Origin of the sequence: Bradyrhizobium sp. AZCC 1610, from assembly GCF_036924515.1 — a bacterium.
GTDB lineage: Bacteria > Pseudomonadota > Alphaproteobacteria > Rhizobiales > Xanthobacteraceae > Bradyrhizobium.
In genome coordinates this window covers 7334004-7349233 of sequence record NZ_JAZHRR010000001.1, presented here as the reverse complement: position 1 = coordinate 7349233, position 15230 = coordinate 7334004, and the positions used below count along the sequence as shown (strand labels likewise).

12 protein-coding genes, 1 tRNA gene and 1 pseudogene are annotated in these 15230 nt (G+C 62.6%); 11 read left to right on the top strand and 3 right to left on the bottom strand.

From position 1 onward, the window contains the following. Positions 1-47 precede the first annotated feature (47 nt). Positions 48-1103, top strand: a complete 1056-nt coding sequence (locus V1279_RS35985) for a hypothetical protein (RefSeq protein ID WP_334445572.1) — start codon at positions 48-50, stop codon at positions 1101-1103. Positions 1104-2215: 1112 nt separating this feature from the next. Here the strand turns inward: V1279_RS35985 and V1279_RS35975 are convergent. Continuing rightward, positions 2216-2899 carry a TetR/AcrR family transcriptional regulator gene (locus V1279_RS35975; RefSeq protein WP_334445571.1) on the bottom strand — a complete coding sequence of 228 codons (684 nt, stop codon included), beginning with the start codon at positions 2897-2899 and terminating at the stop codon, positions 2216-2218. Positions 2900-3014: 115 nt separating this feature from the next. On the opposite strand from V1279_RS35975, the gene V1279_RS35970 reads away from it, so the two are divergent. The 7 genes and pseudogenes from V1279_RS35970 (at position 3015) to V1279_RS35940 (ending at position 10784) form a co-directional block, all read left to right on the top strand. Beyond that, positions 3015-3911, top strand: a complete 897-nt coding sequence (locus tag V1279_RS35970; RefSeq protein WP_334445570.1) for an NAD(P)/FAD-dependent oxidoreductase — start codon at positions 3015-3017, stop codon at positions 3909-3911. Between the two features lie 21 nt (positions 3912-3932). Continuing rightward, a complete protein-coding gene (locus tag V1279_RS35965; RefSeq protein ID WP_334445569.1) occupies positions 3933-4406 on the top strand; it encodes a methyltransferase family protein in 474 nt (157 codons plus the stop codon). Positions 4407-4550: 144 nt separating this feature from the next. Next, complete coding sequence (locus tag V1279_RS35960; protein ID WP_334445568.1) at positions 4551-5009, top strand: nuclear transport factor 2 family protein; 459 nt, start codon at positions 4551-4553, stop codon at positions 5007-5009. A 44-nt stretch (positions 5010-5053) separates the two neighbouring features. Then, positions 5054-5917 carry a class I SAM-dependent methyltransferase gene (locus tag V1279_RS35955; protein ID WP_334445567.1) on the top strand — a complete coding sequence of 288 codons (864 nt, stop codon included), beginning with the start codon at positions 5054-5056 and terminating at the stop codon, positions 5915-5917. A 137-nt stretch (positions 5918-6054) separates the two neighbouring features. Continuing rightward, positions 6055-7257, top strand: a complete 1203-nt coding sequence (locus tag V1279_RS35950; protein ID WP_334445566.1) for a multidrug effflux MFS transporter — start codon at positions 6055-6057, stop codon at positions 7255-7257. Between the two features lie 41 nt (positions 7258-7298). Beyond that, positions 7299-7481 (top strand): annotated as a pseudogene (locus tag V1279_RS35945) (efflux RND transporter periplasmic adaptor subunit); the annotation flags it as partial. 177 nt (positions 7482-7658) lie between these two features. After that, positions 7659-10784 carry an efflux RND transporter permease subunit gene (locus tag V1279_RS35940; RefSeq protein WP_334445565.1) on the top strand — a complete coding sequence of 1042 codons (3126 nt, stop codon included), beginning with the start codon at positions 7659-7661 and terminating at the stop codon, positions 10782-10784. 359 nt (positions 10785-11143) lie between these two features. Here V1279_RS35940 and V1279_RS35930 read toward each other — a convergent pair. Then, a tRNA-Leu gene (locus V1279_RS35930) sits at positions 11144-11230 on the bottom strand. A gap of 148 nt (positions 11231-11378) precedes the next feature. On the opposite strand from V1279_RS35930, the gene V1279_RS35925 reads away from it, so the two are divergent. Continuing rightward, entirely contained in the window at positions 11379-12359 is a 981-nt protein-coding gene (locus tag V1279_RS35925; protein ID WP_334445564.1) for a complex I NDUFA9 subunit family protein, read from the top strand. Between the two features lie 16 nt (positions 12360-12375). Here the strand turns inward: V1279_RS35925 and V1279_RS35920 are convergent, their stop codons facing one another. Further along, the gene (locus V1279_RS35920) at positions 12376-13182 is read right to left on the bottom strand and encodes an undecaprenyl-diphosphate phosphatase (RefSeq protein ID WP_334445562.1); all 807 of its coding nucleotides are present in this window, start codon (positions 13180-13182) and stop codon (positions 12376-12378) included. A gap of 175 nt (positions 13183-13357) precedes the next feature. Here V1279_RS35920 and V1279_RS35915 point away from each other — a divergent pair, with 175 nt between their 5' ends. Continuing rightward, a complete protein-coding gene (locus tag V1279_RS35915) occupies positions 13358-14050 on the top strand; it encodes a glutathione S-transferase family protein (RefSeq protein ID WP_334446735.1) in 693 nt (230 codons plus the stop codon). Next, complete coding sequence (gene queG / locus V1279_RS35910) at positions 13999-15186, top strand: tRNA epoxyqueuosine(34) reductase QueG (RefSeq protein WP_334445561.1); 1188 nt, start codon at positions 13999-14001, stop codon at positions 15184-15186. Before V1279_RS35915 ends, queG begins: the two co-directional genes overlap by 52 nt. Positions 15187-15230: the final 44 nt, after the last annotated feature.

The following is a 15230-nucleotide window of genomic DNA, read 5'->3' as shown; positions in this document are numbered from 1 at the left end:
AATGATCACATTGCTTTTCTGATGGCCGAACCAGGCAGGGGGCCGAAATGCAAATCTCGAATTACCTGCTGAGCCCTAATCGAGAAGAACGGGCCAGCACGCATATTCTGTTTCTCGCGAAGCATGCTCTCGACTCCAGCCCGGAACGCCGGGCGAAATATGGCTATCACGTCGTTTATCATGCCTTGCTGCTCCAGGCTCTCCGTGGCCTTGGCTTCAGGGTTACGCCGGCGGCTGAGCATCAGGTGCTGTTTAGACCGCTCGACTTCGATTTCCTCTACGCGATCCATTCTCACGCGATATTCGACGGGCACGAACTCCTCGCGCCCGCGATTGCGGCCCATCATGGCGTCGCCTGCCTTGGAGCATCGGCGACAGCGCGGGCCTTGTCTGAAGACAAGGTGCTCGCCAAGCACGTGGCTGCTTCACTCGGCATCCAGGTCGCCAAACACAGGGTGATAAGCCGCTCCGACCTTGAGAACAGAGATTTCAGCCTGCCTGGCTCATGGATCGTCAAGCCGAGAGGCGGCATCGCCTCCGATGCGGTCATGAAAGTAGACAATGACGCCGACTGGCGGAACGCGCTCACAGCGATTGCGGATCCGCGCCATGAAGGGCGCCAGTTCATCGCCGAAGAGTTCGTGCCGGGCCTCAATCTGACGGTTCCGGTTGTGGAGGGCTTTCCCACAGGCTCGTTTGTTGCCTTCGAGGAGCGCGGGCGCCCGGGCGACAACGTGCTGACCAATGAGGGGAAACGGGGTCTCGACAATACCTACAAATCCGGCCCCTATCAGGGACCCGGCGCCCAAGAGGTCCTGGAGGCTACAGCTCGGATGGCGGCGGAGATCTCTCCGTTCGACTATGGGCGGTTCGATTTCCGCTTTGATCCCGAAACTCGCCGGGCAGTCTTCATCGAGGTCAATATCGCCTGCAACATGGCTCCGGCGTCAGCGATCTACCGTTCGGCCGCATTGCACGGGATCAAATATGAAGAGCTGGTGGGGCATGTTTTGACGTACAGCCTGAGGCGACAGAATGTAAATCGGCGCGGAATGGGCACCCCGGATCGGCGTCCAAAAGGGGCTCTGACGCACTCTCGATGAAGGTTGGGTTCATCATCTGAGAAAGGTCCAAACCCTTCGACACCCTCGTCGAGGCGATCGGCGACTTTTGCGGACATCCTGTTCCTGGACGAGTGTGCGCCGGCTGCCTTGGATGCTTCGATCCCGCGCGGGCTGGCAGCTGCGATTACGGGTCGCGCGAAGCCGAGCTCTGAGGTGTTTCGCCGCCTGGAATCGAAATTCGCAACCAAGACCCGCCGCAGTTGATCGCTGCCCAAACGGCGACCTCGTCGCTGCTCGCGAATAGGGGATTTGGGCAAGGGCAAATGGTGCCCAGGAAAGGACTGGATCGCCACCATCAAGAAAGCCCGAATTTGCTAGGATTTTCGGCCGGCCGGTAGGGATCCGTGTATCGTGTACCGTTTTCAAGCTGTCGCATCACCGCCGCGCCCTTTGGATTGGCGTTGCCAGTGCAGACCCGCAGATTGTACCCTCTGGCCGCTGGGGGTCTGCGATGGACGAGAAGAAGTGTGCGGACACCGAAAGAGTGACTCGATTCCTCTATAAGACTGACTCGATTGCCGCCTTTAAGAGTGACTCGACTTCGTAATCCGCTGATTTGATTCGCCAAATCCGCCCGGATTTTTTCCGTACCGATTCTGAGCACGAAAGAGCCGAGGGGGGTCTTTTTCGATCCTAGCGTCGCTTCGCGAGCTCCGGCTGGGCAAGCCCGTGCCACGAACTCCCAGCGAAGCGAACGAAGGCTGTCAAGCCGAAGCCCGCAGGGCGAAGGCGGACTGGATTCGGGGAAATGCGCTGCCGAGGGTTCGCCGCTTCCGCTTGATGGGATGTTTTGTGCACTGTCACCGTAATGCCGAAACGCGCGTCCGAAGCTGCCAGCGTGTTTGTACGCAAGACAGATCGATTCCCGCTGAGTGGCGCCGGCGACGTGAACACATACGCATTATTTGCGGAGCTATTTTCCCAACTGACAAGAGCGGGTGGGCGCGCGGGAATCATCGTGCGGACTGGTATCGCAACCGATAGTTCAACGAGCGTATTTTTCCGCGATCTTGTCGCCAATCGAAAGCTCTTCAGCCTCCATGATTTTCAAACCGGTCTCGGTTATTTTGACAACATCGGTCACGCACGATTCAAATTTTGTTTTTTGACCTTGGGGCAGGCAAATATCCGCCCATGTGGTCGTTGCCACCGTGCGCGGCGATGAACATGGCGACGGCCGACCGGCAATAGGATTCGATTTCGTTGTCGTCCTCTGCTCTCGCCTCATCGAAGCGTGCGATAATCAGGAGATCGGATCCTTTGAAAAGCGCGGCAAACAAGCGGGCGGACCGGAGAGGATCGGGCACGTTCAGAACCGCCTTCGCGTGCAACTGACGCAACAGGGCCTCGATTTGGGCGATGACATGGGCGGGGCCGGCTTCGAAATGGAGCTTGCTTAACGAGTTTTGACTCGTCTTGTCGGCCATGACCATGGCTTCGACACTGCGGACGTCCGGTCTCAACAGCGTGCGAAGCAGTAATGATCCCACCGCCATGAGCTGATCTTCGACCGAACCGTCGACGCCTTCAAGAAGGGCCTGTGGTGCAAACAACTGATGGCAGCCGGCCGCGATGGCCGCGCCGAACAGCGCCTCCTTGTTCTCGAAGTGCCGATAGATGCTGAGCTTGGATATCTTCGCCCGCCGGGCGACCTTGTCCAATGTCGTCGCTTGAAAACCCAATTCCAAAAAGAGTTCGCGCGCGGCGTCGACGATCGTTTGGCCAAGCGCCTCGTTGGCGGGCCGGCCGCGCCGGCGCTGGCTGTTTTCGGTCACGACAATTCCAGTCCTTGACAGTATCCTAATTCTTGCATTACGATACCATGCAGTGTCTGAAATGTGCAAGCCAATGGGTAGGTTTCAACCTGTCCTCCAAACGGAGCCCATCACCATGGATGACGTCATCATCATCGGCGGCAGCTTTGCCGGTCTCGCCGGCGCCCTGCAGCTCGGCCGTGCCCGCCGCAAGGTCACCGTTCTCGACACCGGCCTGCCGCGCAACCGCTTCGCCGGCCACTCGCATGGCCTGCTCGGCCACGATCACAAGCCGCCGCTGGACATCCTGGCCGAGGCGCGCCAGCAGCTGGCGCGCTATCCCACGATCAGGCTGGTCAATGCCCGGGCCGACAGCATCTCCGGTGCCATCGACGATTTCTCCGTCCTCACTTCCGATGGCGAAAGCTTTGGGGCGCGTCGTCTGATCCTGAGCTATGGCATCACCGACCAGATGCCTGATGTTCCGGGCTTTGCCGAAGGCTGGGGCACGTCCATCGTGCCTTGCCCCTATTGCGACGGCTTTGAAGTCGCCGGCCAGCATTGGGGCCTCGTCTGGTCCGGCCCGCAGTCGCACAATCAGGTCAGGCTGTTCCGCGATTGGACCGACAGGTTGACGCTCTTCGCCGATGGTCACGATATTCCGCCCGATATCCGGGCCGATCTGGCGCGACGCAACATACCCGTCGTCGATGGCCGGATCACTGGGATCGCCCAACACGGGGCCCATAACGCCACCGTCAAGCTCGATACCGGCCCCGATGTCGCGGTCGACATCCTGTTCGCGCATCCGCGCAACAAGCCGTCCGCAAGCCTGCATGAATCACTGGGCCTCGCCACGGTCAATACACCCCTCGGCATCATCCTCAAGGTCGACGAGCGCCGCGAAACCAGCATGCCCGGCATCTACGCCGCCGGCGACCTCGCCAACCCCCTCACGCCGCCATCGGTCACCCTGGCATCATCGCACGGCGCGATGGCGGGTATCTTCGCCCAGCAATCGATGCTGGTTTGAGAGCACAGATGCAGGATGAGCATGGGCGTCGAACCGAACAGCGCGGGTGTACGCTTCCCTCCGCCCTTCGTCTATCTGGGAGCGCTGCTGTTGGGGCTGGCGGCGGAGCGGTTCGTCATTCTGCGCTCGTTCGGCATCCACTGGTGGTTGCTGGTTGCGACGGGCGCGCTGCTGTTCGTTGCCGGCGCGGCGATGATGCTTGCGGCGGCGTGGCTGTTCCGGCGGCTGGGCACCAACGTTCCGCCGTCGCAGCCAACGACTCTCATCGCAACGACCGGTCCCTATCGGTGGACCCGCAATCCCATGTATCTCGGCATGGCGCTTATCTATGCCGGCCTTGCGATCGGCTTCGACGGGCCGATCGCCTTCGCCTTGCTCCCGTTGGTGCTGATCGCGATCCAGACGCAGGTGATCGCCCGCGAGGAGCGCTATCTCGAAGCGAAGTTCGGCGACGACTACGGCCGCTACAAGGCCGAGGTTCGCCGCTGGCTCTGACTATTGCGCCGCTGCCGTCTGCGTGGCCGCCCGTCAGCCAGCTTTCCCACCAGATCGCCGTCGTTACCCGGAGCAGCTTTCAGTCTCTGGAAAGTATCCATCCGTTTTGCAGAGCCGTCGGCCATCCAACAACAGGGGGCATCAATGGTCTACAGTCTAATTGTCAAAAAAGAGATCCGCAGGAGCTTCGATCATGTCAACAACCAGCGTTGGGATGATGCTGCGCAGGGCCTAACACCAAACGCGTATCACTGGGTTGCCGGAGATCATGCGTTGGGGGGTGAGCGACATGGAAAGCAATCGGTGAAGCAGTGGTTCGAGCGCATGGGCCGTGTTTTCCCGAAGCTTCAGATTGATATTGAGCAGGTCGAGGTGACGGGTTGGCCATGGAATACCACAGTGTTCGTCAAGTGGCGGGCCAACGCGAGCCTACTTGACGGCCAAAGCTCGTATGTGAACAGGGGCGTCCACGTCTTCAAGTTGCGATGGGGCAAGGTTTATTCGATTGAGGAATACTTCGACTCGCAGGCTGCAGAACGAAGCCTCGCTATCCAAGCTCGTGCCGGTTTGGATGAAGCTGCGGCTGGACCAATCGTGAGCTAACGCGGATCATCCGTGTGATGCCGCCATCAGAACAAGGATATGTCATGGCACAGCACAATTCGGATCAGGTCGCCGACTGGAATGCCCAAAGCGCGGAGCGCTGGCTAGCCCACCAGGCCCGGCTCGACGCCAGGCTGGCGATATTCGGCCAGGCCGCGATCGAAGCCGCCGCGCCCGGGACGGGCGAGCGCGTGCTGGACATCGGCTGCGGCGCGGGCGCGTCGAGTCTGGCTCTGGCCGCCTGCGTCGGCGCGGGGGGCCAAGTGCTGGGCGTGGACATATCCGAACCGCTGATCGACCGAGCGCGCGCGCTTGCGCCACAGGATACGCCGGTCCTGTTCCGGGTGGCCGACGCCAGCAGCGCCGAGCTGCCCGAGGGGGCGTTCGACCTCCTGTTCTCGCGTTTCGGGGTGATGTTCTTCGACGATCCGACAGGGGCGTTCGCCCATATGCGCCGCGCGCTCAAGCCGGGCGGGCGAGTCGCTTTCGTCTGCTGGCGCGGCGTGGCCGAGAACGATTGGATGCGCCTGCCGATGGGCGCGATCATGGGCATCGTCCCGCCGACGGCGCCGCCCGATCCCGAAGCGCCCGGTCCATTCTCGTTCGGCGACCGGGGGCGGGTGGCTCGCATCCTGACGGCGGCCGGCTTCATTGATATCGCTATCGCGCCCTTCGATGCTTCCCTCCCGTTTGGCGAGGGCGCGACGCGGGACGCGGCGATCGACGACGCGGTGAAGATGACGGTCGAGGTCGGCCCGCTGTCGCGCGTGCTCGCTGATCAGCCCGACGACATCCGCGCCCGCGCCTCGGCCGCGGTTCGTGCCGCCTTCGCGGGCCGCCCCGGCGAGCGGTCGGTGATGCTCGACAGCGCGACGTGGATCGTCACGGCGCGCAAACCGGCAAGCTGACGATTACGGACGATTACGGTGACAGTGCACTCAATATGCCACCCTCTTCACGGGACGAACGATAGTCACAACGACAGTTAAGTGCACTGTCACCGTAATCCTTAATCTACCTGTCAACCTAACACGCGAAGGATCCCATGGCTGACCTGATCAACACCGCGCCGCGGGACATTCCCACCTCCAGCGCCCTGCCCATCGCCGTCCTTTCCGTCCTAACCGCGTTGGGAACGCTGGCGACCAACATCTTGTTGCCGTCTCTGCCGCACATTGCGATCTCATTGAATGTCACGAGTGCGGCGGTCACGTCCGCCATCACCGTCTTTCTTGCGGTGTTCGGATTGGGCCAGCTCCTGGTCGGACCGCTTTCGGATCGCTACGGAAGACGTTGGCCGGTCCTGATCGGATTTGCCGTGTTCTTCGCGGGCAGCGTCTGGTGCGGTCTGGCAACCGACCTGCCTAGTCTCCTTGTCGGCCGCGTCGTGCAGGCAACTGGCGCTTGCGCGACGGCAGTGCTGGCTCGCGCCATCGCCCGCGACATGTTTAGCGGCGCAGCGCTGGCCCGCGCGATGGCGCTCATCATGATCGTGATGTCCGCTGCTGCCGGGTTCTCGCCACTGCTTGGCGGCGCAGTCGACCACAGTCTGGGCTGGCGCGCCGAATTCGCGCTGGTCGCGGCCTTTGCTGCCGTCAGCGCCGTTGCCTACGGCATCGTTCTCGGAGAAACCCACAATTCGATCCGCACGCCGCTCAACCCAGTTGCCATCGGCAGGACCTATGCCGGCTTGATTGGCGACCGTCGCTTCGCTATCCCCGCGACCACCTCGAGCCTCATCATAGGTTGCATGTTCTCAATGTTTTCCGCTGCACCGCGCCTATTCATCGAAGCGCTGCACTTCACGCCGATCCAGCTAGGCCTCTTTTTCGTCGGCACCGTCTTCATCGTATCCGCCGGGGGTATGCTTGCAACAAGATTGACAGCACGCTACGGGCTCGATGGCCCGATCCGGGCCGGCTTGTGCGCGACGGCCGCCAGCAACCTTGCGATCCTGCTCATCTCGATGATCAGCCCGACTTTCCTGCCTTTTCTGGGCGCGATGTGCGTTTTTCTTCTCGGCGTGGGTGTTGTCATTCCACTGGCCACTGCGCGGGCGCTTTCTCCATTCGGAGAGAAGGCCGGCGCCGCCTCGGCGCTGCTGGGTTTCTTGCAGATGATGATCGCCGCGATCGGCGTATGGCTTGCTGCCACAGTGTCACATGAAGCAATGTTGGCGCTGGGCGTCGTGATGAGCGCGTTTTCCCTGCTCGCTCTTGGCCTGTACGCGCGGGGCCCAGGATCTTGATTGGCGCATGACTCCGCGCGTTTCTTTTCAGTCGCTTGTCAGCTTTCTACGTCGTGGAGCACAACGGCGCGCTCACGCTGCAACCGGTGACGGTGAAGTCTTACGAGAGCGGCGACGTCGTCATCACCAGCGGCGTGGAAGAGGGCGCCAAGATCGTCGCCCTCGGTGTGCAGAAGCTCGATCCCGGCCAGCGGGTGCGGATCGTGTCGTCACTGTCCTTCTAAGTTTCTTACCAGTCACGTCGTGCGAGGAGAGTTTCGGCCGTTGCCCCTGAGCAAAGGCTGAAGCGGCGAAGCGATCCAGAATCTGCCAGCCCCCTGGGTTGCTTCGCTGCCTTGCGACGACGGTTTGAACTGAGCGGCTGTCGTTTTTTGCAACCGGATCGTCTTTCGGAGAGAGCGATGAAGCGCTTCAACCTTTCGGCCTGGGCCGTCAGCCATCCGACGCTGGTCCTGTTCCTGATGCTGATGCTCGGCGTCGCCGGCTTCTTCTCCTATGAGAAGCTCGGCCGGGCCGAGGATCCATTCTTCACGGTGAAGGTGGTCAACGTCTCCGTGCTGTGGCCGGGCGCGACCGCGCAGGAGATGCAGGCCCAGGTCGCGGATCCCATCGAGAAGAAGATCCAGGAGCTGCCCTATTTCGAGAAGGTGCAGACCTATTCCAAGCCCGGCTTCGCCGCGCTCCAGGTGACCTTCCGCGACGATACGCCGCCGAAGGAGGTGCCCCATCTCTTCTATCTGCTGCGCAAGAAGGTGATTGACGTACAGGGCCAGTTGCCCCCGGGGATTCTGGGACCGGTCGTCAACGACGAGTTCTCCGACGTCGATTCCATCCTCTACATGATGACCGGCGACGGCGCCGATTATGCCCAGCTCAAGAAGGTCTCGGAGGGCTTTCGCCAGCGCCTGCTGAAGGTGCAGGGGGTGACCAAGGTCGACGTTTACGGCAATCAGGACGAGCGCATCTTCGTCGAATTCAGCCACGCCAAGCTCGCCACCCTCGGCATCACGCCGCAGGCGCTGTTCGATTCGCTCGCCAAGCAGAACAACGTGACGCCGGCCGGCACGGTCGAGACCTCGTCGCAGCGCGTGCCGCTGCGCGTCACGGGCGCGCTCGACGGCGCCAACGCCGTCGCCGAGACCCCGGTCGAGAGCAACGGTCGCGTGTTCCGCCTCGGCGATATCGCCACCATCACCCACGGCTATGTCGATCCTCCGAGCTTCGTCGTCCGCCAGGAAGGCAAGGCCGCGATCGGCATCGGTGTCGTCACCGCCAAGGGCGCCAACATCCTCGAGCTCGGCAAGGAGGTCGAGAAGGCCACCGCCGAGTTCATGAAGGCGGTGCCGCAGGGCATCGATGTCAAGCTGATCGCCGACCAGCCCAAGGTGGTCGAGCACGCCGTCGGCGAATTCGTGCATTCCTTCATGGAAGCGCTCGTCATCGTGCTGTTCGTGTCGTTCCTGGCGCTCGGCTGGCGCACCGGAATCGTGGTCGCCATGTCGGTCCCGCTCGTGCTCGGCATCGTCTTCATCGTCATGAACGTGATGTCGCTCGACCTGCACCGCATCACGCTCGGCGCGCTGATCATCGCGCTCGGCCTGCTGGTGGATGATGCCATCATCGCGGTCGAGATGATGGTGGTGAAAATGGAACAGGGCTGGGACCGCATGAAGGCGGCGTCCTTTGCCTGGGAATCAACTGCGTTTCCGATGCTCACGGGTACGTTGGTCACGGCCGCTGGCTTCCTCCCCATCGGCTTTGCCAATTCGGCGGTCGGCGAATATGCCGGCGGCATCTTCTGGATCGTGGCGATCGCGCTGGTCGCCTCCTGGTTTGTGGCGGTGATCTTCACGCCCTATATTGGTGTCAAGCTGCTGCCCGACATAAAGGTGCACCACAATCACGATCCGCATGCGGTCTATGAGACCCGGATGTACCGCGGGCTGCGCGCCATCGTGCAATGGTGCGTCGATCACCGCATCACCGTGGTGGCCGTGACCGTCGGCGTCTTCATCGCCTCGGTCGTCGGCTTCGGCCATGTCCAGCAGCAGTTCTTTCCGCTGTCGGAGCGGCCCGAGCTGTTCCTCCAGCTGCGCCTGCCGGAGGGCACCGCTTTCAATGTTACCGAAAAGGCCGTCAAGCAGGCCGAGACGCTGCTCAGGGACGACAAGGACATCGAGACCTATACCGCCTATGTCGGCCAGGGCTCGCCGCGCTTCTGGCTCGGCCTCAACCCGCAGCTTCCGAACGAGGCCTTTGCCGAGATCGTCATCGTCACCAAGGGCGTCGAGGCGCGCGAGCGGGTCAAGGCCAAGATCGAGAACGCGGTCGCCGACGGCATGCTGACCGAGGCGCGCGTCCGTGTCGACCGTTTCAATTTCGGTCCCCCCGTCGGCTTCCCCGTCCAGTTCCGCGTAATCGGTCCCGACGCGAACAAGGTGCGTGAGATCGCCTATCAGGTCCGCGACGTCATGCGCGAGAACAAGAACGTCAAGGACGTCCAGCTCGACTGGAACGAGCAGTCGCCGTACCTGAAGCTGGTCGTCGACCAGGATCGCGCCCGTGCCATGGGCCTGACCCCGCAGGACGTCTCGCAAGCGCTGTCCATGCTGATCTCCGGCGCGCAGGTCACGACCGTGCGCGACGGCATCGAGAAGGTCGGCGTGGTTGCCCGTGCGATCCCGTCCGAGCGTCTCGACCTCGGGGGAGTCGGCGATCTCACCATCACCTCGCGTAACGGCGTGGCCGTGCCGCTGCAGCAGGTCGCCAGGATCGAGTACTCCCACGAGGACCCGATTATGTGGCGACGCAACCGCGACATGGCCATCACCGTGCGCTCGGACGTCGCCGACGGCGTGCAGGCGCCCGATGTCACTAGCCAGATCACGCCGAAGCTCAAGCCGATCATTGACCACCTCGAGCCGGCCTACCGCATCGAGCCGGGCGGCGCGTTCGAGGAATCCGCCAAGGGCAACGCCTCGATCTTCATCCTCTTCCCGCTGATGGTCATGGTGATGCTGATGCTGCTGATGATCCAGCTTCAGAGCTTCTCGCGCCTGATCCTGGTGTTCCTGACCGCACCGCTCGGCATCGTCGGCGCTTCCTTCGGCCTCAACGTCGCCAACGCCCCGTTCGGCTTCGTGGCGCTGCTCGGCCTGATCGCGCTCGCCGGCATGATCATGCGCAACACAATCATCCTGGTCGATCAGATCGAGACCGACGTCAGCCATGGCCTGACCCGCCGCGAGGCGATCGTGGAGGCCACCGTCCGCCGCGCCCGTCCGGTGGTGCTGACTGCGCTCGCCGCCATCCTCGCCATGATCCCGCTGTCGCGCTCCGCGTTCTGGGGCCCGATGGCGATCACCATCATGGGCGGCCTGTTCGTCGCGACCTTCCTGACGCTCTTGTACCTGCCCGGCCTCTACGCCCTGTGGTTCCGGAAGAGCCTGGACGAGGCGGGCACCCCCGAGCAGCCTGCCGCGCCGCAGCATGGGAGCAATGACCCGCGTGCTGAAGCGGCTGAATAAGTGAGATGAAGTACTGATTGACAAGTCCTGACAGATGACACTGATTGCGGAACATATCGAAGGCGACACCCGGGATCGTATTCTGGAGGTGGCTGAGCGGCTGTTTACGCTGGACCAATATCTCGAAGCTTTCGCAGCTGTGCTGCGAGACCGTCAAGGGCCGAGCCCCCTTGGCCAAAGCCGCCGCCTCCTGGACGGGCATGAGCGGGAAAGCATGCCTTACGCTGCTGTCCTTCTCGACTGCTGCATGCGGCCAGCATCTACGAGTAGCCCCGACGCGCCTTCGGTAAGCCGGGGGCAGCCTGAAAGCGGCTTCTCTTGAGCCGCCCATAAGCTGGCAATTTTTGGGCAAGGGCAAATGGTGCCCAGGAAAGGACTCGAACCTTCACGGCCGTTAAGCCACTGGCACCTGAAGCCAGCGCGTCTACCAATTCCGCCACCTGGGCCCGGGCGGGTTAGTAAGGATCGGTCACGCGCTTGTCAAATAGCTTCGATGGCGACCAAATACGCTGTACAGCGGAGCCGGGTTGGCGTATCGCGAATCCGCTAAATCCGACCGATATCTCTCGAATTTGACGGCAGGACTTGACCCCGATGACATCGAACCCGGCATCGAACCTGGATACCCTCGTCACGATTTTCGGCGGATCGGGCTTTCTGGGACGAAACGTGGTTCGGACGCTTTGCAAGCGCGATTACCGTATCCGCGTGGCGGTACGGCGGCCCGAACTGGCCGTCCATTTGCAGCCGGCCGGCAAGGTCGGCCAGATCCACGCCGTGCAGGCCAATGTTCGCCATCCGGCCTCGGTCGAGGCCGCGATGCGCGGTTCGCACATCGTCATCAATCTGGTCGGAATCCTGGCCGAGGGCGGCGCGCAGACCTTCGACGCCGTGCAGACCAGGGGCGCCGAAACCATCGCCAAGGCCGCCAGCGCCATCGGCGCGCGGATGGTGCATGTCTCGGCGATCGGCGCCGACGAGAATTCCGCATCGCACTATTCCCGCGCCAAGGCCGCCGGCGAGCAGGCGGTGCTGACCGCGGCCCCCTCGGCCACGATCCTGCGGCCCTCTTTGATGTTCGGCCCCGAGGATCAATTCACCAACCGTTTTGCCGCGCTGGCGCGGATATCGCCCTTCCTGCCGCTGATCGGCGGCGGCGTGACGCGGGTGCAGCCGGCCTATGTCGGTGACGTCGCCACCGCGGTCGCCGACGCCGTCGACGGCAAAACGAAGCCCGGCGCAGCTTACGAGCTTGGCGGACCCGAGGTGCTGACCATGCGTGAGATCATGGAGATCATTCTTTCGATCACCGAGCGCAAGCGCATGCTGGTTTCGCTGCCGTTCGGGCTGGCACGGCTGCAGGCGATGTTCCTGCAATTTGCGCCGGGACCGTTGAAGCTGACGCCGGACCAGGTGGCGATGCTGCAATCGGACAATGTGGTGTCGGACGCCGCCAAAGCCGCGGGGCTGACCCTGGAAGGGCTCGGCATCACGCCCGGCTCGATGCAGGCGATCGCCCCGCAATATCTCTGGCGCTTCCGCGCCGCCGGGCAGTTTCAGCGCAAGAGCGCGTAAAGGTTTGTAGCGGTAACTACTTCCCCAGCGCCAGCGCGATCAGGCCGAGCGTTCCGGCGGCGACGCGCCACCACGCGAAGAACGTGAAGCCATGGCGGGTGACATAGGTGAGGAACGTCTTCACCACGATCGCCGCGGTGATGAACGACACCACGAATCCGATCGCGATGACGCCGATGTGATCGATCGTCATCTCGCCGCGGTTCTTGTAGAAATCATAGGCGAACGCGCCGATCATGGTCGGGATCGCGAGAAAGAACGAGAACTCCGCCGCCGAACGCTTGTCGCCGCCGAGCAGCATCGCCGCCACGATGCTGGCGCCGGAACGCGATACGCCCGGAATCATCGCCACGCATTGCGCAATGCCGATCCACAGATACATCATAAGCGGATAGCGCGTGGCGTCGTCCTCGGTTGGCTTGAGATCGAGCTGATCGACCCACAAAAGGATCGCGCCGCCAGCGATCAGCGTGAAACACACCACCCACGGATTGAACAGCAGCTCCTTGATGTATTTGCCGGCAATCAGGCCGATGATCACCGCAGGCAGGAATGCCAACAGCACGCCGATCACAAATCGACGGTCGTCGGGATTTGTGAACATGCCGAGCGCGACGCGCGACAGCTTGACGAAATACAGCATGACGATGGCGAGGATCGCGCCGAGCTGAATCAGGATCACAAAGCTCTGCCAGAAGGCACCCTCGCCAAGGCCGAAATAGCGTTGCGCCAGCAGCATATGGCCGGTGGAGGAAACGGGCAGAAATTCCGTGATACCCTCGATGATGCCGAGAATTACCGCCTTCACTGCTTCCGACATCATGTTGTGGTCCGTTTGGCTGGAAAAAGCGCGTTCTTCTCGCCTATTCCTCCCCATGCTGCAATCGCAAAAAAAACGCCAAACATAGGTTGCCTCATGCGCCTGCTTGGCTAGTGTCCCGATTCGCCTGACGCGGTTCGAGGGTTCCGAAGCCGCCGCGATTTACCCCAAGGGTTTCATGTACACGCTCTACCATCACCCGTTCTGTCCGCATTCGCGCTTCATACGCCTGGTGCTGGGCGAACACGGCCTCGACCTGCGCCTGGTGGAAGAGCGGGCCTGGGAGCGGCGCGAAGGGTTTCTCGTGCTCAATCCCGCGGCCGCCACGCCGGTATTGATGGCTGACGGCTTTCCGCCGATTCCCGGCGCAGGCGTCATTGCCGAATATCTCGACGAGACGCACGGCCTGGAGGCGGGCGATCGGCGGCTGTTGCCGGCCTCGATGGCCGAGCGTGTCGAGGTGCGCCGGCTGATGGCGTGGTTCAACGAAAAATTCTTCGAGGAGGCCTCGAACCCGCTGGTGACCGAGCGTATCTACAAGCGCTTCATGAGCGAGGAGAATGGCGGCGGGGCGCCGGCGGCCGACGTGATCCGCGCGGCAAAGGTCAATGTGCGCTATCATCTGGCCTATATCGGCTGGCTGGCGCAGACGCGGAATTTCCTCGCCGGCGACCGGCTGACCTACGCGGATCTCGCCGCCGCGGCCCATCTTTCGGCGATCGACTATCTGGGCGACGTGCCATGGAGCGAGGACGACGCAGCAAAGGCGTGGTACGCGCGGGTAAAATCCCGCCCGTCGTTCCGCCCGCTGCTGAGCGAATGGCTGGCGGGCGTACCGGCGTCGCGCACCTACGTGGACCTCGACTTCTGAACAAGGGCGCTAAACTCTCCGCCGCCGATCTGAAGGCCGCGCTTGTGCGCGAAGCGGAGACGCTCGGCTTCGATTGCATCGGCGTGACCGATCCCGATGCGATCGGCAGCGCCGGAGAATATTTTCGCGAATTTCTCGATGCCGGCGCGCATGGCGACATGGACTGGCTCGCGACCCATCCCGAGCGGCGGATGGACCCGCGCGTGCTGTGGCGAGGGGTGCGCTCGATCATCATGCTCGGCGTCAATTACGGCCCCGATCAGAATCCGCTCGCGCTTCTCGCCAAGCGCACGCGCGGCGCGATCTCCGCCTACGCCCAGGGCGACGACTATCACGACGTCATCAAGAAACGGCTGAAGATGCTGGCGCGGTGGCTGGTGGCGGCGTCTGGTGAAGAGGTGAAAGTTTTCATCGATACCGCAGCCGTGATGGAGAAGCCGCTGGCGCAGGCCGCTGGATTGGGCTGGCAGGGCAAGCACACCAACCTCGTCTCGCGCGAATTCGGCTCATGGCTGTTTCTCGGCGCGATCTTTTCCGCATCCGACCTGCCGCGCGACGACGCCGACAGCGATCATTGCGGCTCCTGCAACGCGTGCCAGGAGATCTGTCCGACCGCGGCGTTCCCCGCGCCCTACAAGCTCGATGCGCGGCGCTGCATTTCGTATCTCACCATCGAGAACAAGGGCCCGATCCCGCACGAATTCCGCAAGAGCATCGGCAACCGCATCTATGGCTGCGACGATTGCCTCGCGGTGTGCCCGTGGAACAAGTTTGCGCAAGAGGGCCGCGAAGCGAAACTGGCCGCGCGCGCGGAATTGCGGGCGCCTTCGCTTTCCGAGCTTGCGCGGCTGGACGACGCCGCGTTCCGCACACTGTTTACGAAATCGCCGGTCAAGCGCATCGGCCGCGACCGCTTTATCCGCAACGTGCTGATCGCGATCGGCAACACCGGTGATGCATCGCTCGCGCCCGAGGCTGAACGCTTGCTGGATGATGCAAGCCCACTGGTTCGCGGCGCCGCCGTATGGGCACTGTCGCAGTTGGTCGAGCGGGAGAGATTCGAAGCGCTGGCGGCGAAGGCATCAAAGAGCGAAGCCGACGAAAGTGTGCAGCAGGAATGGCTGCGAGCCTCGTAAACCCGTCGTCATGCCCCGCCACCGGGTCTCGCCTTTGGCGAGCC

What these genes read in the sequence shown, in the direction of transcription:
- V1279_RS35985 (WP_334445572.1), top strand. Translation starts at nt 48, where the DNA reads ATGCAAATCTCGAATTACCTGCTGAGCCCTAATCGAGAAGAACGGGCC.
- V1279_RS35970 (WP_334445570.1), top strand. Translation starts at nt 3,015, where the DNA reads ATGGATGACGTCATCATCATCGGCGGCAGCTTTGCCGGTCTCGCCGGC.
- V1279_RS35965 (WP_334445569.1), top strand. Translation starts at nt 3,933, where the DNA reads ATGGGCGTCGAACCGAACAGCGCGGGTGTACGCTTCCCTCCGCCCTTC.
- V1279_RS35960 (WP_334445568.1), top strand. Translation starts at nt 4,551, where the DNA reads ATGGTCTACAGTCTAATTGTCAAAAAAGAGATCCGCAGGAGCTTCGAT.
- V1279_RS35955 (WP_334445567.1), top strand. Translation starts at nt 5,054, where the DNA reads ATGGCACAGCACAATTCGGATCAGGTCGCCGACTGGAATGCCCAAAGC.
- V1279_RS35950 (WP_334445566.1), top strand. Translation starts at nt 6,055, where the DNA reads ATGGCTGACCTGATCAACACCGCGCCGCGGGACATTCCCACCTCCAGC.
- V1279_RS35940 (WP_334445565.1), top strand. Translation starts at nt 7,659, where the DNA reads ATGAAGCGCTTCAACCTTTCGGCCTGGGCCGTCAGCCATCCGACGCTG.
- V1279_RS35925 (WP_334445564.1), top strand. Translation starts at nt 11,379, where the DNA reads ATGACATCGAACCCGGCATCGAACCTGGATACCCTCGTCACGATTTTC.
- V1279_RS35920 (WP_334445562.1), bottom strand. Translation starts at nt 13,182, where the DNA reads ATGATGTCGGAAGCAGTGAAGGCGGTAATTCTCGGCATCATCGAGGGT.
- V1279_RS35915 (WP_334446735.1), top strand. Translation starts at nt 13,358, where the DNA reads ATGTACACGCTCTACCATCACCCGTTCTGTCCGCATTCGCGCTTCATA.
- queG (WP_334445561.1), top strand. Translation starts at nt 13,999, where the DNA reads ATGGCTGGCGGGCGTACCGGCGTCGCGCACCTACGTGGACCTCGACTT.